This is a genomic window from Serratia sp. CY32780 (assembly GCF_052169135.1).
GTDB lineage: Bacteria > Pseudomonadota > Gammaproteobacteria > Enterobacterales > Enterobacteriaceae > Serratia > Serratia sarumanii.
On the sequence record NZ_JBJNLI010000001.1, the window covers coordinates 116,502 to 138,856 of the forward strand.

At 60.7% G+C, this 22,355-nt stretch carries 21 protein-coding genes; 13 read left to right on the top strand and 8 right to left on the bottom strand.

The window, feature by feature from the left end:
- Positions 1 to 190 precede the first annotated feature (190 nt).
- The 5 genes from phoB (at position 191) to proY (ending at position 6,479) form a co-directional block, all read left to right on the top strand.
- Positions 191 to 880, top strand: coding sequence for a phosphate response regulator transcription factor PhoB (phoB, locus tag ACJ8HH_RS00615; RefSeq protein ID WP_004940438.1), 690 nt, complete (start codon positions 191 to 193; stop codon positions 878 to 880).
- A 24-nt stretch (positions 881 to 904) separates the two neighbouring features.
- The gene (phoR, locus tag ACJ8HH_RS00620; RefSeq protein WP_025301740.1) at positions 905 to 2,221 is read left to right on the top strand and encodes a phosphate regulon sensor histidine kinase PhoR; all 1,317 of its coding nucleotides are present in this window, start codon (positions 905 to 907) and stop codon (positions 2,219 to 2,221) included.
- A gap of 14 nt (positions 2,222 to 2,235) precedes the next feature.
- Positions 2,236 to 3,198, top strand: coding sequence for a PstS family phosphate ABC transporter substrate-binding protein (locus tag ACJ8HH_RS00625; RefSeq protein WP_033647326.1), 963 nt, complete (start codon positions 2,236 to 2,238; stop codon positions 3,196 to 3,198).
- A gap of 484 nt (positions 3,199 to 3,682) precedes the next feature.
- Positions 3,683 to 4,999: a branched-chain amino acid transport system II carrier protein gene (gene brnQ, locus ACJ8HH_RS00630; protein WP_060429164.1), complete on the top strand. Its 1,317-nt coding sequence runs from the start codon at positions 3,683 to 3,685 to the stop codon at positions 4,997 to 4,999.
- A gap of 73 nt (positions 5,000 to 5,072) precedes the next feature.
- Positions 5,073 to 6,479 carry a proline-specific permease ProY gene (gene proY, locus ACJ8HH_RS00635; RefSeq protein ID WP_060451919.1) on the top strand — a complete coding sequence of 469 codons (1,407 nt, stop codon included), beginning with the start codon at positions 5,073 to 5,075 and terminating at the stop codon, positions 6,477 to 6,479.
- A gap of 45 nt (positions 6,480 to 6,524) precedes the next feature.
- On the opposite strand, the gene ACJ8HH_RS00640 is transcribed toward proY, so the two are convergent.
- The 4 genes from ACJ8HH_RS00640 to ACJ8HH_RS00655 all read right to left on the bottom strand — a co-directional run bounded on the left by ACJ8HH_RS00640 (position 6,525) and on the right by ACJ8HH_RS00655 (position 8,834).
- Positions 6,525 to 6,812 carry a HigA family addiction module antitoxin gene (locus ACJ8HH_RS00640; protein ID WP_025160069.1) on the bottom strand — a complete coding sequence of 96 codons (288 nt, stop codon included), beginning with the start codon at positions 6,810 to 6,812 and terminating at the stop codon, positions 6,525 to 6,527.
- A complete protein-coding gene (locus ACJ8HH_RS00645) occupies positions 6,812 to 7,027 on the bottom strand; it encodes a type II toxin-antitoxin system RelE/ParE family toxin (protein ID WP_230298451.1) in 216 nt (71 codons plus the stop codon). Before ACJ8HH_RS00645 ends, ACJ8HH_RS00640 begins: the two co-directional genes overlap by 1 nt.
- 148 nt (positions 7,028 to 7,175) lie before the next feature.
- Positions 7,176 to 7,445 (bottom strand): hypothetical protein, encoded by a 270-nt coding sequence (locus tag ACJ8HH_RS00650; protein ID WP_033637289.1) that lies wholly within the window; start codon positions 7,443 to 7,445, stop codon positions 7,176 to 7,178.
- Between the two features lie 132 nt (positions 7,446 to 7,577).
- Positions 7,578 to 8,834 carry a mechanosensitive ion channel family protein gene (locus ACJ8HH_RS00655; protein WP_039566999.1) on the bottom strand — a complete coding sequence of 419 codons (1,257 nt, stop codon included), beginning with the start codon at positions 8,832 to 8,834 and terminating at the stop codon, positions 7,578 to 7,580.
- Positions 8,835 to 9,081: 247 nt separating this feature from the next.
- Here ACJ8HH_RS00655 and malZ point away from each other — a divergent pair, with 247 nt between their 5' ends.
- A complete protein-coding gene (gene malZ / locus ACJ8HH_RS00660) occupies positions 9,082 to 10,905 on the top strand; it encodes a maltodextrin glucosidase (protein WP_039566998.1) in 1,824 nt (607 codons plus the stop codon).
- Positions 10,906 to 10,958: 53 nt separating this feature from the next.
- On the opposite strand, the gene ggt is transcribed toward malZ, so the two are convergent.
- The 3 genes from ggt to ACJ8HH_RS00675 all read right to left on the bottom strand — a co-directional run bounded on the left by ggt (position 10,959) and on the right by ACJ8HH_RS00675 (position 14,370).
- Positions 10,959 to 12,722 (bottom strand): gamma-glutamyltransferase, encoded by a 1,764-nt coding sequence (gene ggt / locus ACJ8HH_RS00665; RefSeq protein WP_033637292.1) that lies wholly within the window; start codon positions 12,720 to 12,722, stop codon positions 10,959 to 10,961.
- Between the two features lie 234 nt (positions 12,723 to 12,956).
- Positions 12,957 to 13,559: a peroxiredoxin C gene (locus ACJ8HH_RS00670; RefSeq protein WP_019454212.1), complete on the bottom strand. Its 603-nt coding sequence runs from the start codon at positions 13,557 to 13,559 to the stop codon at positions 12,957 to 12,959.
- A gap of 229 nt (positions 13,560 to 13,788) precedes the next feature.
- Positions 13,789 to 14,370 (bottom strand): ACP phosphodiesterase, encoded by a 582-nt coding sequence (locus ACJ8HH_RS00675; protein WP_033647323.1) that lies wholly within the window; start codon positions 14,368 to 14,370, stop codon positions 13,789 to 13,791.
- Between the two features lie 120 nt (positions 14,371 to 14,490).
- On the opposite strand from ACJ8HH_RS00675, the gene queA reads away from it, so the two are divergent.
- The 5 genes from queA to secF all read left to right on the top strand — a co-directional run bounded on the left by queA (position 14,491) and on the right by secF (position 19,975).
- Entirely contained in the window at positions 14,491 to 15,561 is a 1,071-nt protein-coding gene (gene queA / locus ACJ8HH_RS00680) for a tRNA preQ1(34) S-adenosylmethionine ribosyltransferase-isomerase QueA (RefSeq protein ID WP_004940394.1), read from the top strand.
- 72 nt (positions 15,562 to 15,633) lie between these two features.
- Positions 15,634 to 16,758 (top strand): tRNA guanosine(34) transglycosylase Tgt, encoded by a 1,125-nt coding sequence (tgt, locus tag ACJ8HH_RS00685; RefSeq protein WP_033647322.1) that lies wholly within the window; start codon positions 15,634 to 15,636, stop codon positions 16,756 to 16,758.
- 33 nt (positions 16,759 to 16,791) lie between these two features.
- On the top strand, positions 16,792 to 17,124 hold the full coding sequence (gene yajC, locus ACJ8HH_RS00690) for a preprotein translocase subunit YajC (RefSeq protein ID WP_004940391.1): 333 nt from the start codon (positions 16,792 to 16,794) through the stop codon (positions 17,122 to 17,124).
- Positions 17,125 to 17,148: 24 nt separating this feature from the next.
- Positions 17,149 to 18,996 carry a protein translocase subunit SecD gene (secD, locus tag ACJ8HH_RS00695; RefSeq protein WP_072008390.1) on the top strand — a complete coding sequence of 616 codons (1,848 nt, stop codon included), beginning with the start codon at positions 17,149 to 17,151 and terminating at the stop codon, positions 18,994 to 18,996.
- A 10-nt stretch (positions 18,997 to 19,006) separates the two neighbouring features.
- Complete coding sequence (gene secF, locus ACJ8HH_RS00700) at positions 19,007 to 19,975, top strand: protein translocase subunit SecF (RefSeq protein WP_033647318.1); 969 nt, start codon at positions 19,007 to 19,009, stop codon at positions 19,973 to 19,975.
- Positions 19,976 to 20,039: 64 nt separating this feature from the next.
- On the opposite strand, the gene ACJ8HH_RS00705 is transcribed toward secF, so the two are convergent.
- Positions 20,040 to 20,600: a DUF3251 domain-containing protein gene (locus ACJ8HH_RS00705; protein ID WP_033653274.1), complete on the bottom strand. Its 561-nt coding sequence runs from the start codon at positions 20,598 to 20,600 to the stop codon at positions 20,040 to 20,042.
- Between the two features lie 175 nt (positions 20,601 to 20,775).
- Between ACJ8HH_RS00705 and nrdR the strand changes: the two genes are divergently transcribed.
- Both nrdR and ribD read left to right on the top strand, forming a co-directional pair.
- Complete coding sequence (gene nrdR, locus ACJ8HH_RS00710; protein ID WP_004940387.1) at positions 20,776 to 21,225, top strand: transcriptional regulator NrdR; 450 nt, start codon at positions 20,776 to 20,778, stop codon at positions 21,223 to 21,225.
- A 10-nt stretch (positions 21,226 to 21,235) separates the two neighbouring features.
- Positions 21,236 to 22,345, top strand: a complete 1,110-nt coding sequence (gene ribD / locus ACJ8HH_RS00715) for a bifunctional diaminohydroxyphosphoribosylaminopyrimidine deaminase/5-amino-6-(5-phosphoribosylamino)uracil reductase RibD (RefSeq protein ID WP_043146712.1) — start codon at positions 21,236 to 21,238, stop codon at positions 22,343 to 22,345.
- Positions 22,346 to 22,355 lie beyond the last annotated feature (10 nt).

Below are 22,355 nucleotides of genomic sequence, written 5' to 3' on the forward strand. Positions count from 1 at the left end.
GCGATGATTATAAAGGCCGCGGCGGCGGCTGTCCCGGCGCAATGATGATGACAACCGGATGATTTTTCTTTGCGCCGGGAAATAATCGCTATGCTTACTGCCTATAACAGCCGCTTTTTTTCATAAAAGTGTCACAAAACTGACGCATAATGGCGCCCGCAAAGTCGCTAACACATTGGCAGGATTGACGATGGCAAGACGCATACTGGTGGTGGAAGACGAAGCGCCGATCCGTGAGATGGTGTGCTTTGTGTTGGAACAGAATGGTTACCAACCGTTGGAAGCCGAGGATTATGACAGCGCCGTGACGCGCCTGTCTGAGCCGTTCCCTGATTTGGTGTTGCTCGACTGGATGTTGCCCGGCGGTTCCGGCATTCAGTTTATCAAACATATGAAGCGCGAAGCGCTGACGCGCGATATCCCGGTGATGATGCTGACCGCGCGCGGCGAAGAGGAAGACCGGGTGCGCGGCCTGGAAGTGGGGGCGGATGATTACATCACCAAGCCGTTCTCGCCCAAGGAGCTGGTGGCGCGCATCAAAGCGGTCATGCGCCGCATTTCACCGATGGCGGTGGAAGAAGTGATTGAAATGCAAGGGCTGAGCCTGGATCCGTCCTCCCACCGCGTGATGGCGAACGATCAGGCGCTGGACATGGGGCCGACCGAGTTCAAGCTGCTGCACTTCTTTATGACCCACCCGGAGCGGGTTTATAGCCGTGAGCAGTTGCTTAATCACGTCTGGGGCACTAACGTTTATGTGGAAGACCGTACCGTTGACGTGCATATCCGTCGGCTCCGCAAGGCGTTAGAAACCAGTGGGCATGATAAAATGGTTCAAACCGTTCGGGGCACCGGCTACCGGTTCTCAACGCGCTACTGATCGCGCTGCGCTGGAGAATATGCCGTGTTAGAACGTCTGTCGTGGAAGAGGCTGGCTCTGGAGCTGGCTCTTTTCTGTTTGCCCGCCTTACTGCTGGGGCTGATTTTCGGTTATCTGCCCTGGTTCCTGCTGGCCTCCGCGCTGGCCGCGCTGGTGTGGAATTTCTACAACCAGCTCAAACTCTCCCATTGGCTGTGGATCGACCGCAGCATGACGCCGCCGCCCGGCCGCTGGAGTTGGGAGCCGCTGTTCTATGGCCTGTATCAGATGCAACAGCGCAATCGCCGTCGCCGGCGTGAGCTGGCGCTGTTGATCAAGCGCTTTCGCAGCGGGGCCGAATCGCTGCCTGACGCGGTGGTGATGACCACCGTTGAAGGCAACATCTTCTGGTGCAACGGGCTGGCGCAGCATCTGCTCGGCTTCCGCTGGCCGGAGGACAACGGGCAGCACATCCTCAACCTGCTGCGCTATCCGGAATTCAGCCATTACCTGCAACAGCAGGAGTTCTCGCGCCCGCTGACGCTGCAGCTGAACAACGAACACTACGTCGAATTCCGCGTAATGCCCTATTCCGAAGGGCAGTTGCTGATGGTGGCGCGCGACGTCACCCAGATGCGCCAGCTGGAGGGGGCGCGGCGCAACTTCTTCGCCAACGTCAGCCATGAGCTGCGCACGCCGCTGACGGTGCTGCAGGGCTATCTGGAGATGATGGGCGACGAAGAGCAGGACGGTTCGCTGCGCAGCAAGGCGCTCGGCACCATGCAGGAACAGACCCGCCGGATGGACGGGCTGGTCAAGCAGCTGCTGACGCTGTCGCGCATCGAGGCGGCGCCCAATGTCGACATGAACGAGCGGGTGGATATCCCGCTGATGCTGCGGGTGTTGCAGCGCGAGGCGCAATCGCTGAGCGGCGGCAATCACGAGATCACTTTCCGGGTGAACGAACAGCTCAACGTGTTCGGCAATGAAGACCAGTTGCGCAGCGCGGTGTCTAACCTGGTGTACAACGCGGTCAACCACACGCCGAAGGGCACCCATATCGAAGTGAGCTGGCAGCAGACGGCGCACGGCGCGCAGTTCCAGGTCAGCGACAACGGGCCGGGCATCGCCGCCGAACACCTGCCGCGCCTGACCGAGCGTTTTTACCGCGTCGACAAGGCCCGTTCGCGCCAGACCGGCGGCAGCGGGCTGGGGCTGGCGATCGTTAAACATGCGCTCAGCCATCACGACGCGCGGCTGGAGATCCTCAGCGAGCCGGGGATCGGCACCCGCTTTATCTTTACCTTACCCAACCGGTTGATTGTTCCCGCCGCTTTATCAGAGAATGCGGTGAAAAATTAACGCGAGACACCGGTATGACCCGAATAACCCGAGGGCTGTTGCTTTGCCTGGCGCTGCTGGCCGGACGCGGCGCGCTGGCGCAGCCCGACGGCATGCTGGCGGGCAACCTGTCCAGCGTCGGTTCCGATACTTTGGCGAATCTGATGGCGCTGTGGGCGCAGGATTTCAGCCGGCATTATCCCAACGTTAACCTGCAGATCCAGGCCGCCGGCTCGTCGACCGCGCCGACCGCGTTGGCGGCGGGCGCTGCGCAGCTGGGCCCGATGAGCCGGCCGATGAAGGCGGCCGAGGTTTCGGCGTTCGAACACCGTTACGGCTATGCGCCGCTGGCGGTGCCGGTGGCGGTGGATGCGCTGGTGGTGTTGGTGCATCAGGACAACCCGCTGCGCGGCCTCAATCTGCAGCAGCTCGATCGCATTTTCTCCGCCACCCGGCGCTGCGGTGAAAGCAAGCCGCTGACGCGTTGGGGCGAGCTGGGGCTGAGCGGCGACTGGGCGACGCGCTCGCTGCAGCGCTTCGGCCGCAACTCGGCGTCCGGCACCTACGGCTATTTCAAACTGCGCGCGCTGTGCGGCGGCGATTTTATGCCGCGCGTCAATGAGCTGCCCGGTTCGGCCTCGGTGGTGCAGGCGGTGGCCGGTTCGCTCAACGGCATCGGCTACGCCAGCATCGGTTTTCGCGCCAGCGGCGTGCGGCTGCTGCCGTTGGCGGAATCGGGAGAGGACTATGTCGCGCCTACCGCCGCCAACGTGCGCAACGATCGCTACCCGCTGTCGCGCTATCTCTATATCTACATCAACAAAGCCCCCAATCAACCGCTGGAGCCGCTGACCGCCGCGTTCCTCGATCGCGTGCTGTCGAACGCAGGGCAGAGCCTGGTCAATCACGACGGCTATCTGCCGCTGCCGCCGGGCGCCCTGCAGAGGACCCGCCAGGCGCTCGGGCTGCAGCCGCTCGCGGCGGCCACGGTGCAATAAGCGACAAAAAGCGGCGTAATTTTCGCCTTTTTTAACGGCCAAACGGAGCTTATACCACGCGAAAACCGGGCATTTATTGGCGTTTTCGCGCGGTAAAGTGGTATATGTTTCACGTTTCGTGAATCCATTGTTCAAAAATGATACAAATCATGTAGTGTATATTTATTGATAGCCAATATGATCGACTGGTGGCTAAAGTTTATATGGTTGATAGCTCTGCTTTTCGCCGTGCGTCTTGCCTTGAAGCGCTATAAACGTTTACCTTAGCCCTCGTTGTCGGATTAAACCTCCATTTTTATAACTCCTAAAATTTTGCCCATCTTCATGAGCGGCCACTTTCGAATAGGGACATAAACGCCGGATCGACTGCGTTTAGGATGCTTATTTGGCGCTGCGACGATCGGGCATGCCGGCAACCGGTGGGGCGTCACGCCACCACGCTATCGGACACTATTTTTCATTTGAACAGGCAACACGACATCGTATGAGTCATCGTTTAACGTCAAAAGATATCCTGGCACTGGGCTTCATGACCTTTGCCTTATTCGTTGGGGCCGGGAACATCATCTTCCCGCCGATGGTCGGCTTGCAGTCCGGTGAACACGTCTGGATCGCGGCGCTGGGCTTCCTGATCACCGCCGTCGGTCTGCCGGTCATCACCGTCATCGCGCTGGCGCGCGTCGGCGGCGGCATCGACGCCCTCAGTTCGCCGATCGGCCGCGGCGCCGGCCTGCTGCTGGCGACCGTCTGCTACCTGGCCGTCGGCCCGCTGTTCGCCACGCCGCGCACCGCCACCGTGTCCTTTGAAGTGGGCATCGCCCCGCTGACCGGCGACGGCGCCATGCCGCTGTTCATCTACAGCCTGGTGTACTTCGCGCTGGTGATCGGCATCTCCCTGTATCCGGGCCGCCTGCTCGACACCGTCGGCCACGTGCTGGCACCGCTGAAGATTGTGGCGCTGGCCGTATTGGGCATCGCCGCGCTGCTGTGGCCTGCCGGCGCGCCGATCCCGGCGACGGCGGCTTACCAGAGCGTGCCTTTCTCTTCCGGTTTCGTTAACGGCTATCTGACCATGGATACGCTGGGTGCGCTGGTATTCGGCATCGTTATCGTCAATGCGGCGCGCTCGCGCGGCGTGAAAGACGCCGGTCTGTTGACCCGCTACACCATTCTGGCCGGTTTGATTGCCGGCGTGGGCCTGACGCTGGTTTACCTGAGCCTGTTCAAGCTGGGCTCCGGCAGCGGCGCGCTGGTGCCGGACGCCACCAACGGCGCGGTGATCCTGCACGCTTACGTTCAGAACACCTTCGGCGGCCTGGGCAGCTTCTTCCTGGCGGCGCTGATCTTCATCGCCTGTATGGTGACCGCGGTAGGCCTGACCTGCGCCTGCGCCGAGTTTTTCGCGCAATACCTGCCATTCTCGTACAAGACGCTGGTGTTTATCCTGGGCCTGTTCTCGATGGTGGTGTCCAACCTCGGCCTGAGCCACCTGATCCAGATCTCCATTCCGGTGCTGACCGCGATTTACCCGCCGTGCATCGTGCTGGTGGTGCTGAGCTTCACCCTGCGTTGGTGGCACAGCGCGCCGCGCATCATCGCGCCGGTGATGCTTGTCAGTCTGTTGTTTGGTATCCTTGACGCGGTGAAAGCCTCCAGTTTCCAGCAGCTGCTGCCGGCCTGGACCACTCACCTGCCGCTGGCGGAGCAGGGGTTGGCATGGTTGCCGCCTTCGCTGCTGATGCTGGTGCTGGTCGCGATTTATGATCGGGTGTGTACGCGTTCCCAAGTGACCGCGCACTGATAATCCCCCGGCTTAATCCAGGGCCACGGACATGTCCGTGGCTTTTTTACGTTTAAAACTATGGGTCATTTTCATGCAACAACAGTCACCCACCACTGCCCCCGACAATAAGCTGAAACGCGGCCTCAGTACGCGTCATATCCGCTTTATGGCGCTGGGATCGGCCATCGGCACCGGGTTGTTCTACGGCTCGGCGGACGCCATCAAAATGGCCGGCCCGAGCGTGCTGCTGGCTTACCTGATCGGCGGCATCGTGGCCTTTATCATCATGCGCGCCCTGGGGGAGATGTCGGTCAACAACCCGCAGGCCAGCTCGTTTTCCCGCTACGCGCAGGACTACCTCGGCCCGATGGCGGGTTACATCACCGGCTGGACTTACTGCTTTGAAATCCTGATCGTCGCCATCGCCGACGTGACCGCCTTCGGCATCTATATGGGGGTCTGGTTCCCGGAAGTACCGCACTGGATTTGGGTGCTGAGCGTGGTGCTGATCATCGGCGCCATCAACCTGATGAGCGTCAAGGTATTCGGCGAGCTGGAGTTTTGGTTCTCGTTCTTCAAGGTCGCTACCATCATCATCATGATCGCGGCCGGCATCGGCATCATCATCTGGGGCATCGGCAACGGCGGGCAACCGACCGGCATTCATAACCTGTGGACGAACGGCGGCTTCTTCAGCAACGGCTTTATCGGTATGATCCTGTCGCTGCAGCTGGTGATGTTCGCTTACGGCGGCATTGAAATCATCGGCATCACTGCCGGCGAAGCCAAAGATCCGAAAAAATCGATTCCGAAGGCCATCAACTCGGTGCCGTGGCGCATTCTGGTGTTCTACGTCGGCACGCTGTTCGTCATCATGTCTATCTACCCGTGGAACCAGGTGGGCACCAACGGCAGCCCGTTCGTGCTGACCTTCCAGCATATGGGCATCACCGTGGCGGCAGGTATCCTCAACTTCGTGGTGATTACCGCTTCGCTGTCGGCGATCAACAGCGACGTGTTCGGCGTCGGCCGCATGCTGCACGGCATGGCCGAGCAGGGCCATGCGCCGAAGATGTTCAGCAAGGTGTCGAAGCGCGGCATTCCCTGGGTGACGGTGGTGGTGATGATGCTGGCGCTGCTGCTGGCGGTATACCTCAACTACATCATGCCGGAGAGCGTGTTCCTGGTGATCGCGTCCCTGGCGACCTTCGCCACCGTGTGGGTGTGGATCATGATCCTGTTCTCCCAAATCGCCTTCCGCCGCAGCCTGAGCAAAGAACAGGTGAAGCAGCTGGCGTTCCCGCTGCGTGGCGGGGTGTTCACCTCGGTGGTGGCGATCGTGTTCCTGGTGTTCATCATCGGCCTGATCGGCTACTTCCCGACCACGCGCGTCTCGCTGTACGCCGGCCTGGTCTGGGTGGTATTGCTGCTGGCGGGGTACTGGTTCAAGGTCAACCATCAGAAAAAACGCGCACCGTTGGCGACGCAGCAAGACTAAATGGAAAAACACCGGCTAAGGCCGGTGTTTTTTTAGGAGCAGGCGTCAAGCGAAGTCCAGCTTGCGCAGTTTGGAAACGTCGATGGACTGCCTGGCCTGCCACAGATCGTAAGCATCCTGCATGCCCATCCAAACCTGTTCGGAACTGCCTATCACGATGGACAGGCGGATGGCCATTTCCGGCGAGATATCGGACTTTCCGCTGATCAGGCGTTGAACCGTGGAGGGCGCGACGTCCAGCGCTTTAGCCAGCGCGCGCGCGCTGAGATTCAGCGTTTCCATGGTTTCTTTGATCAACTCGCCAGGATGAGGGGGGTTATGCATGCGGTTCATTAGTGATAGTCCTCATAATTCACGATATAAACATCACCCTCGACCAGTTCAAACGTGATACGCCAGTTGCCGGTTACGGTGACGGACCATTGCCCGCTGCGAGCGCCCGTTAGCGGGTGCAAGAAGAAGCCGGGCAGATCTACGTCATCAATCACTTTCGCCAGATCCAGCACGCTCAGCCGCAGCGCGATTTTCTTCGCCTGCTTGGCGTCGATACCCGCCGTTGAACCGGTTTCGAAAAACTTTTTGAGTCCCTAATGCTTGAAGCTTCTTATCATCCTGACGGCTCCATGAGTGTTGCGCTATACGCATCATAGCCAGGTGTTGCGTATGGCGCAACAAGATGGGGCGTTTTTTAACCTATTATGCCGGGCGTTTGTCTTCCGCTTCATCCTCCCCGGCGGCGCGCGCTTCGATACGCACGTCGCCGCCGTTAAGGCGTTCCTCCTCTTCCTCGCCGGCACAGCGCGCCAGCACTTCGCGAATGTCCTGCATATTGCTGCTGAGGGCGCTCAGCGAAGGTTGCAGATTGCGGGGCATGCGGCTTTCGTCCAGCGAAGCGCTGTGCAGGCAGCCGATAAACAGCAGGGTGGCCATCAGGGTAAACAGCCGGTGACGTAAGCGTTTCAGCAAAGGCTTTCCCTCTCGGTGGTGAAGGTGATGGCGCATTAACGCCGTTTTCACCGGGGAAAAGAAGGGGATGGAGATATCTGCTGGCAATTGAAAGAACATCATTACCAGCAGACACAGTTACGTCAGCCGACGTCAGGAAGCGTTGGCGTTTTGTAGCAGCATGCCGCGCAGGTCATTGCCGGTTGGCGTTTGATGCACGCGCAGGCCGAACTCGTCGATCACCGCCAGGATATGGTCGAAAATATCCGCCTGAATGCTTTCATACTCCGCCCAGACCGTGGTGTTGGTGAAGGCGTAGATTTCCAGCGGCAGGCCTTCCGGCGTCGGCGCCAGCTGGCGCACCATCAGCGTCATGTTCTGGTGAATGCGCGGGTGAGCGCGCAGGTAGGCTTCCAGATAGGCGCGCAGCGTGCCGAGGTTGGTCAGGCGGCGGCCGTTGAGCGGCGAGGCCAGATCGATGGCAATCTCCTGATTGTGCCGGCTCAGCTCCTGGGTTTTATCATTCAGGTAGCTGTGCAGCAGCGGGTTGCGCTGCAGGCGACGCTGTTCCTCTTGCGACAGGAAGTGCACGCTGCCGGTGTCGATATTCAGGCTGCGCTTGATGCGGCGCCCGCCGGATTCCGACATCGACCGCCAGTTTTTGAACGAGTCGGAGATCAGCGCGTAGGTGGGAATGGTGGTGACGGTGTTGTCCCAGTTACGCACTTTGACCGTGGTCAGGCCGATGTCGGTGACCGCGCCGTCGGCACCGTATTTCGGCATTTCCAGCCAGTCGCCGATCTTCAGCATATCGTTGGCGGAGAGCTGGATGCCGGCCACCAGGCCGAGGATCGGATCCTTGAACACCAACATCAGGACCGCGGTCATGGCGCCCAGGCCGCTGAGCAGCAGCAGCGGCGATTTGCCCATCAGCAGCGAGACGATCATGATGCCGATCAGGATCGCCGCCACCAGTTTCAGGCCCTGGAAAATGCCGCGCAGCGGCAGCTGATTGGAGATCGGGCTTTGGCGCAGCAGCGCCAGCAGCGTATCCAGCAGCGAGAACAGCGACAGCAGGGTGAAGGCGAGGATCCACACCTGTGCGGCGGTGACGATCACCGCCTGGGTCTGGCTGCCGCTCTGTAACCACAGCGTCGCCTGGATGCTGATGATCACCCCTTGCAGCAGCAGCGCCACGCGCTGGAACAGTTTGTATTGGGTGATGGCCTGTTGCCAGACGCGCTGCGATTGCTGGCCGCGGCGCTGAAGGGCGGCCAGCACCACCCGGTGCAGCACCAGGTGGATCGCGACCGAGATCAGGACAATCAACCCCAATACCATCAACAGCGACATCACTCCGCCGAATTCCAAACCAAACTGTTCCAGCCAGCGCGTTATCTGTTGTTGCATTACCGCTCCTTAAAAAATGCGCAAAAAATATCCTGTAAACTTAAAACGCGTTAGCCTAAGGGGTAACGTGCAGGATTTGTACCTGTTTACCTTTTTTTACATCGGGTTAGCGTTATTTTTCGGTCTCCGCCCCCCGGCTCATCCCCGGGTTTTGCGGCCAGAGAGGAGGGGGAGTTGCACTTAACGTGGCATTGTTCGCTTCTTGAAGAACGCCGTCGATTTCGTTTGGTACAGCAGGAGAAACAGTATGCTTAACGCCTGGCATCAACCGGTCCCGCCTTTTGTGGTGAAGCAAGGGCAACGTTTGGATATCACGCTGTGGTTACAGGGGGATGAACTGCCGGAACGGGTGTTTTTGCGCGCCGAACCGGATAACGAAGAGTGGCTGCTGGTGATGAAAGCGCAGCGCCACGAGGGGATGCGGCGCTACCAGGCCAGCCTGACGCTGAATGAGGGCGAGCCGACGCGGCGTTACTGCTTCAAGCTGCTGTGGGCCGATCGCCAGCAGTGGTTCGGGCCGCAGGGCTGGTCGCCAACGCCGCCGGGGCAGCTGGCGCAGTTCGCCGTCGACGAACCTGACAACGGCCCCGAGTGGGTGGCGGATCAGCTGTTCTACCAGATTTTCCCCGATCGCTTCGCCAGCAGCGGCGGCGAGCACGGCATCCAGAGCGGCAGCTACCGCCATCACGCGGCCGGCGCCGAGGTGATTCGGCGCGACTGGCAGCACCCGCTGGAGGATCGCCACGCCGCCTCGACCTTTTACGGCGGCGATCTGGACGGCATCGGCGCCAAACTGCCGTATTTGCAGCAGCTGGGGGTGACGGCGCTGTACCTGAACCCGATTTTTACCGCACCGAGCGTGCATAAGTACGATACCGAGGACTATTACCAGGTCGATCCGCACTTCGGCGGCAACGCGGCGCTGCAGCGTTTGCGAGTGAGCACTCACAAGGTGGGCATGAAACTGGTGCTGGACGGGGTATTTAACCACACCGGCGACTCGCATCCGTGGTTCGACCGCCATCGTCAGGGCGAAAACGGCGCCTGTCACCACCCCGATTCGCCGTATCGCGGCTGGTTCAACTTTTACCCGGACGGCCGCGCGCTCGACTGGAAGGGCAACGCCAGCCTGCCGAAGCTCAACTTCGCCGAGCCGCAGGTGGCGGAAGCGATCTATCGCGGGGAAGGCAGCGTGGTGCGCCACTGGCTGCGCCCGCCGTACAGCATCGACGGTTGGCGGCTGGACGTGGTGCACATGCTGGGGGAGAACGGCGGCGCCACCGGCAACCTGCACCACCTGGCTGGCATCTATCAGGCGGTGAAGCAGGAGAATCCGCAGGCCTACGTATTGGGCGAGCACTTCGGCGACGCGCGCCGCTGGCTGCACGCCGGCGTGGAGGATGCGGCGATGAACTACATGGGCTTCGCGCTGCCGGTGCGGGCGTTCTTGGCGGGGCTGGACGTAGCCTATCACCCGGTGCGGCTGGACGCCGCCGGGTGCGCGCAGTGGATGGACGGCTACCGCGCCGGGCTGCCGCACGGCCGCCAGCTGATCCAGTTCAATCAGTTGGACAGCCACGATACCGCGCGTTTTCTCACGCTGTTGCAGGGGAACGCGGCGCGCATGCAGATGGCGGCGGTGTGGTTGCTGAGCTGGATAGGCGTGCCTTGCCTCTATTACGGCGATGAGATTGGTCTGGACGGCGGCAACGATCCGTTCTGCCGCAAGCCGTTCCCGTGGGACGTCGGCGACTGGGACCGGCCGCTTCTGGCGCTGTTCCAGCGCATGGCGGCGCTGCGTAAACAGAGCGTGGCATTGCGCCGCGGCGGTTGTCAGGTGCTGTACGCCAGCGGGGAAACGCTGGTGTTCGTGCGCCTGTATCAGCAGGAGCAGGTGCTGGTGGCGCTGCAGCGCGACGGCAGCGGCCAGGCGCAGCTGCCGTACAACCCGCTGTTGGCGCGCGGCCCGTGGCGGCGTGTGGAAGGGCGGGGAGAGTTGAGCGAAACGGCAGGCGGGCTGCGCCTGCAGCTGGCGGAAGAGACGGCCACCGTGTGGCGCTGTGAAGGCTAAAGACACTGCGGGGGCCGAAGGGCCCCCGCGATAAAGGTGAGTAGGCGTTTACATCAGTAACCGACCGCAGAACCTGCCGGGCGACGCACGTCGTTGGCACCGTACAGATAGCCTTCGCGTACCTTGCCGGAAACCGCCGAGTCGTTGCCGGAGTTGGCCGGGCTGACGCCCGCCGCACCCGGCAAGCCGACCAGAATCAGTTCGGCGGCGCCCCACGGCGTTTGCTCGACCATCTTATAGCCCATGCCGCTCAGCAGCTTCAGCGTATCGGCGGAAACGCCGCGCTGTTCGTAGTACACCTCATCCGGCAACCATTGGTGATGGATGCGCGGTGCGTCCACCGCTTCCTGCGGCGCCATGCCGTGGTCTATCACGTTCAATGCGGTCTGCAGGGTGATGGTGATGATGCGCGAGCCGCCCGGCGAGCCCAGCACCATAAAGATCTTGTTGTCCTTGGTCACCAGCGTCGGGCTCATCGACGATAGTGGGCGCTTACCGGGGGCAATGCTGTTGGCGGTGCCCTGCACCAGCCCGTACAGGTTTTTCTCGCCCACTTTGACCGTAAAGTCGTCCATCTCGTCGTTGAGGAAGAAGCCGGTACCCGGTGCGATCACCACGGCGCCGAAGCGGCCGTTGACGGTATAGGTGGTGGAGACCGCGTTGCCGTCGTGATCGACGATCGAATAGTGGGTGGTTTCCGGTTTCTCATGCGGTTCCATGCCGGGCTGCACGTTTTCCGACGGCGTGGCCTTGTCCGCGACGATTTTCTTGCGGATCTGCTCGGCGTAGCTCTTGCTCACCAGCCGGTCGATTGGGTTTTTGATGAACTCCGGGTCGCCGAGGTAGGTGTTGCGGTCCATGTAAGCATGGCGCATCGCTTCGGTCATGGTGTGAATGGCCGCCGCCGAGTTGAAGCCCATGCTTTTCAGGTCGTAGCCTTCCACCACGTTGAGGATTTCGCACAGCGTCACGCCGCCGGAGCTGGGAGGCGGCGCCGACACGAACTTGTAGCCGCGATAGCTGCAGGTAATCGGCGGCGTTTCGGTGACCTTGTAATTGGCGAAGTCGGCGGCGGTCAAGATACCGCCGCCCTGTTTGGCCGCCGCCTCCACCGCCTGCGGGATCTTGCCTTTATAGAAGGCGTCGGTTCCCCCTTTGGCGATGGCTTCCAGCGTATTGGCCAGATCGGTTTGCACCAGTTTGTCCCCCGGCTGCAGCGGGCTGCCGTCCGGGCGCAGGAAGATTTTGGCCGACTCGGGATCCTGTTTGAAGCGCGCGACGGTGGTGTCGAGGATATCGGTATCGGCGCGGGTCAGCACAAAGCCTTCGCGCGCCAGCCTGATCGCCGGCGCCAGCACCTGTTCACGGCTCAGCTTGCCGTACTTCTCACGCGCGGTTTCCATCCCCAGCACGGTGCCCGGCACGCCCGCCGCCAGATAGCCGTACAGGCTGGCGTCTTTCTTCACCTTGCCGTCGGCATCCAGATACATGTTGGCGCTGGCCGCCGCCGGCGCGGTTTCACGGAAGTTGATGAAGGTGTCGGTGCCGTCCGCCAGGTGAACGGTCATAAAGCCGCCGCCGCCGATGTTGCCGCAGCAGGGGTTAACCACCGCCTGCGCATAGCCCACTGCCACGGCGGCGTCGATGGCGTTGCCGCCCATCTTCAGGATATCCACGCCGACCTGCGAGGCCAGGTGCTGCGAGGTGACCACCATGCCGTTTTTGGCTTCCACCGCGGGGTTGGATGCCGCATACAGGCTGCCGCTGACCAGCAGCGCCGCCATGGTCAGGGGTTTGCTCCATTTCTGTAAAAACATAGTTATTCCTACCCTGTCAGTTTTTTATTGTGTTGTGTTTGCTTGCCGCTGTTCGCTTGCAAAGCGCGAGCCAGCGTTATTGATAGTAGCCGCTGCTGGGCGCACGCGCGGCGAGCAGGGTGGGAAATGTGAGCGGAAACAGGGAAATAAAGCACTGAAGGTGGGCGGTCTGCCCCATAAAGGGGCATAAAAAAACCGGCCGCGTGGGCCGGTTGATTCACTATCAGGCTGAAATTACAGCTTGGCAGCGTTTTCAGACAGGTATTTTGCAACGCCGTCTGGGGAAGCGCCCATACCTGCTTTGCCTTTTTCCCACTGAGCCGGGCACACTTCACCGTGCTCTTCGTGGAATTGCAGCGCATCAACGGTACGGATCATTTCGTCGATGTTACGGCCGATTGGCAGATCGTTAACAACCTGAGCACGCACGATGCCGTCTTTGTCGATCAGGAAGGAGCCGCGCAGCGCAACGCCGGCTTCCGGGTGTTCGATGCCGTAAGCTTTCTGGATTTCACGCTTGATGTCAGCAACCATTGCGTATTTCACTTCACCGATGCCGCCTTTGTCGACAGGGGTTTTACGCCATGCGTTGTGAACGAACTCTGAGTCGAAGGAAACGCCAACCACTTCAACGCCACGCTTCTGGAACTCTTCATAGCGGTGATCGAAAGCGATCAGCTCGGAAGGGCATACGAAGGTGAAGTCCATTGGCCAGAAGAACAGCACGGCCGGTTTGCCGTTCAGGTGCTTCTTCAGGTTGAAGTTTTCAACGATTTCGCCGCTACCCAGTACGGCAGCTGCAGTGAAGTCAGGGGCTTGACGAGTTACCAGGACCATAATTACTCCTGTAATAGGTGTTAAAGGGTGGATGTAAAAACAAGGGCCAGTATAGGGGCCGCGACTTGGTGAATAAAGGGTAAAAGACCAATCGATGAGATAGCTTTCACCTATCAAAGTCGTTGATATAATTTAGCGAGCTTTAAAAATAACCTTTTCCCACAAAAGGGCAAGCGGCAAAACGTAAATTCTTGCAAGGCGTTGCAATTTCAAGGGCTTGAGCTTGACCTCAGAGCGCTTTGTCCTTCGCCTGCCGCATCATTTGCGGGTAAAACTGCCAGAACTGTGTTTCAAGCTGATGATAATGTTGCTCGACGTCGGCGAACGAACCGGCCAGCGCCTCGAGGCGCGGGCGGCGGCTGGCCATGCCCTGCAGCACCCGGGCGATGAACGGCAATTCGGCGTAGCGCTCCAGCCAGCGTTCCTGCCACAGGTAGCCGTTCAGGTTCTGAAAGCGCGGCGGCGTGAGCGGCAGAAAAGGTTCGATCTGGCTGCGGGCTTCCTGGGTAAACTGGTGCAGGTCGCGCGAAGGCTCGAGCTGCTGCCAGTGGCGCGCCAGAAAATGGTCCCACACCACGTCGAGGGTGATCGGCGCCACGCGGCGGTAGGGGGCGCTGAAATAGTCGCGGCTGGCTTTGACCTGCGGCAGGCTGTCGGTCAGCACGTCGACGCGGCGGTGCATCATGATGCCGGCCACCACCTCGGGCTGGTAGTCGGCGGCGGGGTTGCCGCGCACGAAATCGGCCAGCAGGTTGCCCAGCAGCGAGCTGTCCGCCAGCATGGCCAGGTGAAGATGAGCGAGAAAATTCATCCCTCAACTATACCCGAAGTCAGGCAAATCCTCCTTATTTCTTGCCGCTGACCGCCCCCGGCTTTAGACTAGGCCGCCTGTTTTTTACCAACCAGCCCTAAATTGAAGAAGTGAATACCCATGCGCGTCGCTGATTTTTCGTTTGAACTTCCCGAATCCCTGATTGCCCACTATCCCCAGGCCGAACGCAGCGCATGCCGCCTGCTGCAGCTGGACGGGCCGAGCGGGGCGCTGACGCACGGCGTATTCACCGATCTGCTGGATAAGCTGGAAGCCGGCGACCTGCTGGTGTTCAACAATACCCGCGTGATCCCGGCGCGCATGTTCGGCCGCAAGGTCAGCGGCGGCAAGATAGAAGTGCTGGTGGAGCGCGTGCTGGACGACCATCGCGTGCTGGCGCACGTGCGCGCGTCGAAAGCGCCGAAGCCGGGCGCCGAGCTGTTGTTGGGGGATGACGAGAGCATCGCCGCCACCATGGTAGCGCGCCACGAGACGCTGTTCGAGCTGCGCTTCAACGACGAGCGCGACGTGTTCACTATCCTCAACGCCGCCGGCCACATGCCGCTGCCGCCTTATATCGCCCGCCCGGATGAAGACGCCGACCGCGAGCTGTATCAGACGGTCTACAGCGAGAAGCCCGGAGCGGTTGCCGCGCCGACCGCCGGCCTGCACTTCGACGAGCCGCTGCTGGCGGCGCTGCGCGCCAAGGGCGTGGAAATGGCGTTCGTGACGCTGCACGTCGGCGCCGGCACCTTCCAGCCGGTGCGCGTGGAAACCATCGAAGATCACGTGATGCATGCCGAATACGCCGAAGTGCCGCAGGAGGTGGTCGATGCGGTGCTGGCCTGCAAGGCGCGCGGCAAGCGCGTGGTGGCGGTGGGCACCACCTCGGTGCGCTCGCTGGAAAGCGCCGCGGCGGCCAGCAAAGAAGCGCTGATTGCGCCGTTCTTCGGCGACACCAGTATCTTTATCTATCCGGGCTATCACTATCAGGTGATCGACGCGCTGGTGACCAATTTCCACCTGCCGGAATCGACCCTGATCATGCTGGTGTCGGCCTTCGCCGGCTATAAAAATACCATGAACGCCTATCAGCAGGCGGTGGCCGAGCAGTATCGCTTTTTCAGCTACGGCGATGCGATGTTCATCAGCCGTAACCCGCAGGCGGAAAACGAGTCCGTCGGCGGTTAATTTCCCGGGCTGCGCGCACGGCGCGGCCCCGTTTCAACGACATCAGACTGTTTCTCTGATGCTGGAGGTTTTGTGAAGTACGAACTACAAACTACCGATGGCCGCGCGCGTCGCGGCCGCCTGATCTTCGACCGCGGCGTGGTGGAGACCCCGGCCTTTATGCCGGTCGGCACCTACGGCACGGTCAAGGGCATGACGCCGGAAGAAGTGAAAGAAACCGGCGCGCAGATCCTGCTGGGCAACACCTTCCACCTGTGGCTGCGCCCGGGCCAGGAGATCATGAAGCTGCACGGCGACCTGCACGATTTCATGCAGTGGCATGGGCCGATCCTTACCGATTCCGGCGGTTTCCAGGTGTTCAGCCTGGGGGCGATGCGCAAGATCAAAGAGGAAGGCGTGTACTTCCGCAACCCGATCAACGGCGACAAGGTGTTCCTGAGCCCGGAAAAATCGATGGAAATCCAGTATGACCTGGGTTCCGACATCGTGATGATCTTCGATGAATGTACGCCGTACCCGGCCGACTGGGACTACGCCAAGCGTTCGATGGAAATGTCGCTGCGCTGGGCGGAGCGCAGCCGCAAGCGATTCGACGAGCTGGAAAATAAAAATGCGCTGTTCGGCATCATTCAGGGCGGCGTTTACGAAGATTTACGTGATGTTTCAGTCAAAGGGCTGGTGGATATCGGCTTTGACGGGTACGCTGTGGGCGGCTTGGCTGTAGGCGAGCCGAAAGAGGATATGCATCGCATTCTTGAACACGTTTGCCCGCAAATTCCGGAAGATAAGCCACGCTATTTGATGGGCGTCGGCAAGCCGGAAGATTTGGTGGAAGGCGTGCGTCGCGGCATCGACATGTTCGACTGCGTCATGCCGACCCGCAACGCCCGCAACGGCCATCTGTTCGTGACTGACGGTGTGGTAAAAATCCGTAATGCCAAGCACAAGGATGATACTTCTCCGCTGGATAAGGACTGTGATTGCTACACCTGTCGCCATTACAGCCGCGCCTACTTGCACCATCTCGACCGTTGCAACGAAATATTGGGTGCTCGACTGAACACGATTCATAACCTGCGTCACTACCAACGCCTGATGGCGGGTTTACGCCAGGCTATCGAAGAGGGTAAATTAGAGCAGTTTGTTGCGGATTTCTATGGTCGGATCGGCAAGCCGATTCCGCCTTTAAACGCTTGATCCAATAATTGATAACTTAATGAGGGAATTTCAATGAGCTTTTTCATTTCTGACGCCGTCGCATCCGCAGGGGCTCCGGCTCAGGGAAGCCCGTACTCTCTGATCATTATGCTGGTGGTGTTCGGCCTGATCTTCTACTTCATGATCCTGCGCCCACAGCAGAAACGCGCTAAAGATCACAAGAAGCTGATGGACTCCATCGGTAAAGGCGACGAAGTGCTGACCACCGGCGGCCTGATCGGTCGCGTGACCAAAGTGGCCGACACCGGCATCATCGCCATCGCGCTGAACGACACCACGGAAGTGATGATCAAGCGTGACTTCGTGGCGGCCGTTCTGCCGAAAGGTACCATGAAGGCCCTGTAATCTTTTTTCCCGAAGGGAATTGCCGTGCTAAACCGTTATCCTTTGTGGAAGTATCTGATGTTGATCGTCGTGATCCTCGTCGGTCTGCTTTATGCGCTTCCCAACATCTACGGTGAGGATCCGGCCGTACAAATCACTGGCGCGCGCGGCGTCGCCGCCAGTGAAACTACGCTGGACCAGGTCCGTACCGTATTAGAAAAAGACAACATCGCGAGCAAGTCGATTGCGCTGGAAAATGGCGCCATCCTGGCTCGCTTTAAAGATCCTGACGTTCAGCTGCGCGCCCGCGAAGCGCTGGTGACCGAGCTGGGTGACAAATTCGTCGTGGCGCTGAACCTGGCGCCGGCCACGCCGACCTGGCTGGCCATGCTGGGCGCAGAGCCGATGAAACTCGGCCTGGACCTGCGCGGCGGCGTCCACTTCCTGATGGAAGTGGACATGGACACCGCGTTGAGCAAGCTGCAGGAACAGACCATGGATACCCTGCGCAGCGAGCTGCGCGAGAAGGGCATTCCTTACGCGTCTATCCGCAAGCTGGACAACAACGGCGTGGAAGTTCGCTTCCGCGACAATGCGGCCCGTGACCAGGCCATCAGCTACATCGGCCCGCGTCAGCGCGATCTGGTGCTGTCCGCCAACGGCGCCAACACCATGAAAGCCAGCCTGACGGACGCCCGTCTGAGCGAAGCGCGCGAATACGCCGTCCAGCAGAACATCACTATCCTGCGTAACCGCGTCAACCAGCTCGGCGTCGCCGAACCGCTGGTACAGCGCCAGGGCGCCGACCGCATCGTGGTCGAGCTGCCGGGTATTCAGGACACCGCGCGCGCCAAAGAAATTCTGGGCGCCACCGCGACCCTCGAGTTCCGTCTGGTGAATACCAATGCGGACGCCACTGCGGCGGCCAACGGCCGCGTACCGGGCGACTCCGAGGTGAAATACACCCGTGACGGCCAGCCGATCGTGCTGTACAAGCGCGTGATCCTGACCGGCGATCACATCACTGACTCCACCTCGAGCACCGACGAATACAACCAGCCGCAGGTTAACATCTCGCTGGACAGCGCCGGCGGCACGTCCATGTCCAACTTCACCAAGGACAACATCGGCAAGCCGATGGCGACCCTGTTCGTGGAGTATAAGGACAGCGGCAAGAAAGACGCCAACGGCCGTGCAGTGCTGGTGAAACAGGAAGAAGTGATCAACGTGGCGAACATTCAGTCGCGTCTGGGCAACAGCTTCCGCATCACCGGTATCGGCAACCCGAACGAAGCGCGTCAGCTTTCGCTGCTGCTGCGTGCGGGCGCGCTGATCGCGCCGATTCAGATCGTCGAAGAGCGCACCATCGGCCCGACCCTGGGTCAGCAGAACATCACCCAGGGTCTGGAAGCCTGTCTGTGGGGCCTGGTGGCGTCCATCGTCTTCATGGTGGTCTGGTATCGTAAGTTCGGCGTGATCGCCACCACGGCGCTGGTCGCCAACCTGGTGCTGATCGTCGGCGTGATGTCCCTGTTGCCGGGGGCGACGCTGACCATGCCGGGCATTGCCGGGATCGTGTTGACGCTGGCGGTGGCGGTCGACGCCAACGTACTGATTAACGAACGTATCAAGGAAGAGCTGAAGAACGGCAGGTCCGTTCAGCAGGCGATCCATGAGGGCTATAAAGGCGCGTTCTCCAGTATCGTCGACGCCAACATCACCACGCTGATCACCGCGATCATCCTGTACGCAGTCGGCACCGGTTCGATCAAAGGCTTTGCGATCACCACCGCTATCGGTGTGGCGACGTCCATGTTCACCGCGATTGTCGGTACCCGTGCCATCGTCAACCTGCTTTACGGCGGCAAACGCATTAACAAGCTGTCTATCTGAGGAGTGCGTTGTGGCACAGGATTATACTGTTGAGCAACTCAACTACGGCCGTAAAGTCTACGACTTTATGCGCTGGGACTATTTGGCCTTCGGCATCTCGTTGCTGCTGTTGGTCGCGTCGATCGCCACCATGTCGGTGCGCGGCTTTAACTGGGGTCTGGATTTCACCGGCGGTACGGTGATTGAAATCAACCTGGAGAAGCCGGCTAACCTCGACCTGATGCGCGATACGCTGGAGAAGGCCGGGTTCCAGGATCCGATCATCCAGAACTTCGGCAGCAGCCGCGACGTGATGGTGCGCATGCCACCGGCGACCGGCACCGCAGGCCAGGAACTGGGCAACAAGGTGATCGGCGTGATCAACGACTCGGTGGATAAAAACGCCACCGTGAAGCGTATCGAGTTCGTCGGCCCGAGCGTGGGCAGCGAACTGGCGCAAACCGGCGGCATGGCGCTGCTGGTGGCGTTGATCTGTATCCTGATCTACGTTGGTTTCCGCTTCGAATGGCGCCTGGCGCTGGGGGCGGTTATCGCGCTGGCGCACGACGTGATCATCACGCTGGGCGTGCTGTCGCTGTTCCACATCGAGATTGACCTGACCATCGTCGCGTCCCTGATGTCGGTTATCGGCTACTCGCTGAACGACAGCATCGTGGTTTCCGACCGTATTCGTGAGAACTTCCGCAAGATCCGCCGCGGTACGCCTTACGAGATCATGAACGTGTCGTTGACCCAGACGCTGAGCCGTACGCTGATGACTTCCGGGACCACCCTGATGGTGGTGCTGATGCTGTACATCTTCGGTGGCGCGATGCTGCAAGGCTTCTCGCTGGCGATGCTGATCGGCGTGTCGATCGGTACCGTCTCCTCGATCTACGTCGCGTCCGCGCTGGCGTTGAAGCTGGGGATGAAACGCGAACACATGCTGCAGCAAAAAGTGGAAAAAGAGGGCGCAGATCAGCCTTCGATTCTGCCTTAACAACCGCAGTATTCAGCGATATGAGAAGGAGCGACGATGGCGCTCCTTTTTTTTGCCTCGGGGGTCAGTGCTGCTTCACTACCGCCGGTTGGGCGGTCGAAACCAGACTGTGCAGACGGATATAGCCCAATTGTTCCGGCGTCAGGCCGCTGAAGCGCAGTTCGAAGTCCTGGCCGGGCTTCGGCAGCAGCGAATCGGCGCTGGCGATCGGTTGCGACAGCGCCTCGGCGGTCAACGGCCGGCCGGTGGCGTCGTCCAACTGGCCCCATTCCACCACGGCTTTGAACGGCGGCAGCGTGGCCTGTGAGAGGACGCGCACATGCAGCTGCGCCTGCGTGCCGTTGGCTTCATTCTTGATGTGGCTCAGCGAAACGCTCAGTTCGCCGATACCGCTCTGCAAACGGGCGGCGCTTCGGGCCGCCGGCAGCAGATAGACGCCGTTGTCGGAGTGCTGATTGAGCTGATTCTGCCGCTCCAGCGCGGTGGTTTGATCGGTCAGCACGCTCACTTTCTGGTTCAGCGCGGCGACCTGATGGCGCAGCTGGGGCACGGCGGCGTTATGCGCGCAGCCCGCCAGCAACACGGCGGCGGCGAGCAGGGCGATTTTGGGGTAACAGGTTGTCATGACGGCGATTTCCTATGCTGAATCTCCTGTTATCAGCTTAGTCCGCCCGGAGGGGAAAGTCATATCGGCGCCGCTTCCCGGCCGCGTGTCGCAACAAATGGCCGCCGCCCTTTGTTGTGGCTGCACTTCGGGGTAAACTGCATTTATCTATAAAAAACGTTTATCAGGACGTGTTATGCATTGCCCTTTCTGCGCCGCCGTTGATACCAAAGTCATTGATTCCCGCCTGGTGGGGGACGGTTCGCAAGTGCGCCGTCGCCGCCAGTGTCTGGTGTGCAATGAACGCTTCACCACCTTCGAGGTGGCTGAGCTGGTGATGCCGCGAGTGATTAAAAGCGATGAGGTGCGCGAGCCGTTCAACGAAGACAAACTGCGCCGCGGCATGCTGAAAGCGCTGGAAAAGCGCCCGGTCAGCTCGGACGACGTGGAAAACGCCCTTAATCATATCAAATCCCAACTGCGCGCCACCGGCGAACGCGAAGTGCCGACCAAACTGGTGGGCAATCTGGTGATGGACGCGCTGAAAAAGCTGGATAAGGTCGCCTACATTCGCTTCGCGTCGGTGTACCGCAGCTTCGAAGACGTGCGCGAGTTCGGCGAAGAGATTGCCCGCCTGCAAGACTAAAGGATCTTTCATGCATCACGACGAACTTTATATGGCGCGCGCCTTCGAACTGGCGCGGCTGGGGCGTTTTACCACCGCACCCAATCCGAACGTCGGTTGCGTTATCGTGCGCGACGGCGAAATTGTCGGTGAAGGCTATCATCTGCGCGCCGGCGAGCCGCACGCGGAAGTGCACGCGCTGCGCATGGCGGGCGACAAGGCGCGCGGCGCCACCGCCTATGTCACGCTCGAGCCGTGCAGCCATCACGGCCGCACGCCGCCCTGCGCCGATGCGCTGGTGGCCGCCGGCGTAACCCGGGTGGTCGCGGCGATGCAAGATCCCAATCCGCAGGTGGCGGGGCGCGGGCTGTACAAGCTGCAGCAGGCCGGCGTCGAGGTGCGGCACGGCCTGATGCTGGCCGAGGCCGAAGCGGTCAACCTGGGCTTCCTCAAGCGCATGCGCACCGGTTTCCCTTACGTGCAGCTGAAGCTGGGCGCGTCGCTGGACGGCCGCACGGCGATGGCCTCCGGCGAGAGCCAGTGGATCACCTCACCCGAAGCGCGTCAGGACGTGCAGCGCCTGCGTGCGCAGAGTGCCGCCATTCTCAGCACCAGCGCCACCGTGCTGGCGGACGATCCGTCGCTGACGGTGCGTTGGGATGAATTGGACGCCGAGACGCAGTGCCTCTATCCGCGCGACAATCTGCGCCAGCCGCTGCGCATCCTGCTCGACAGCCAAAATCGCATTACTCCGCAGCACCGCGTGGTGCAGCAGCCGGGCGCCACCTGGCTGGCGCGCCTGCAGGCGGATGAACAGGCCTGGCCGCAAGACGTCGAGCAGTTTATCTGCCCGGCGCACGGCGGCGGCGTCGATCTGGTGGTGATGATGATGCTGTTGGCCAAGCGCCAGGTGAATTCAATCTGGGTGGAGGCGGGCGCATCGCTGGCCGGCGCACTGCTGCAGGCCAGCCTGGTGGATGAGCTCATTTTGTACATCGCGCCGAAACTGTTGGGCGATAATGGCCGTGGCCTGTGCCACCTGCCGGGCCTGGAGCGGTTGGCCGACGCGCCGGAATTCGTCTTTAGCGACGTGCGCCAGGTCGGCCCCGATCTGCGTTTGCGCCTGCGGGTGAAACACTGAATCTCGCGCC

Coding starts and splice junctions, on each gene's coding strand:
- phoB (WP_004940438.1), top strand. CDS start 191: ATGGCAAGACGCATACTGGTGGTGGAAGACGAAGCGCCGATCCGTGAG.
- ACJ8HH_RS00625 (WP_033647326.1), top strand. CDS start 2,236: ATGACCCGAATAACCCGAGGGCTGTTGCTTTGCCTGGCGCTGCTGGCC.
- brnQ (WP_060429164.1), top strand. CDS start 3,683: ATGAGTCATCGTTTAACGTCAAAAGATATCCTGGCACTGGGCTTCATG.
- proY (WP_060451919.1), top strand. CDS start 5,073: ATGCAACAACAGTCACCCACCACTGCCCCCGACAATAAGCTGAAACGC.
- ACJ8HH_RS00640 (WP_025160069.1), bottom strand. CDS start 6,812: ATGAACCGCATGCATAACCCCCCTCATCCTGGCGAGTTGATCAAAGAA.
- ACJ8HH_RS00655 (WP_039566999.1), bottom strand. CDS start 8,834: ATGCAACAACAGATAACGCGCTGGCTGGAACAGTTTGGTTTGGAATTC.
- malZ (WP_039566998.1), top strand. CDS start 9,082: ATGCTTAACGCCTGGCATCAACCGGTCCCGCCTTTTGTGGTGAAGCAA.
- ggt (WP_033637292.1), bottom strand. CDS start 12,722: ATGTTTTTACAGAAATGGAGCAAACCCCTGACCATGGCGGCGCTGCTG.
- ACJ8HH_RS00670 (WP_019454212.1), bottom strand. CDS start 13,559: ATGGTCCTGGTAACTCGTCAAGCCCCTGACTTCACTGCAGCTGCCGTA.
- ACJ8HH_RS00675 (WP_033647323.1), bottom strand. CDS start 14,370: ATGAATTTTCTCGCTCATCTTCACCTGGCCATGCTGGCGGACAGCTCG.
- queA (WP_004940394.1), top strand. CDS start 14,491: ATGCGCGTCGCTGATTTTTCGTTTGAACTTCCCGAATCCCTGATTGCC.
- yajC (WP_004940391.1), top strand. CDS start 16,792: ATGAGCTTTTTCATTTCTGACGCCGTCGCATCCGCAGGGGCTCCGGCT.
- ACJ8HH_RS00705 (WP_033653274.1), bottom strand. CDS start 20,600: ATGACAACCTGTTACCCCAAAATCGCCCTGCTCGCCGCCGCCGTGTTG.
- nrdR (WP_004940387.1), top strand. CDS start 20,776: ATGCATTGCCCTTTCTGCGCCGCCGTTGATACCAAAGTCATTGATTCC.
- ribD (WP_043146712.1), top strand. CDS start 21,236: ATGCATCACGACGAACTTTATATGGCGCGCGCCTTCGAACTGGCGCGG.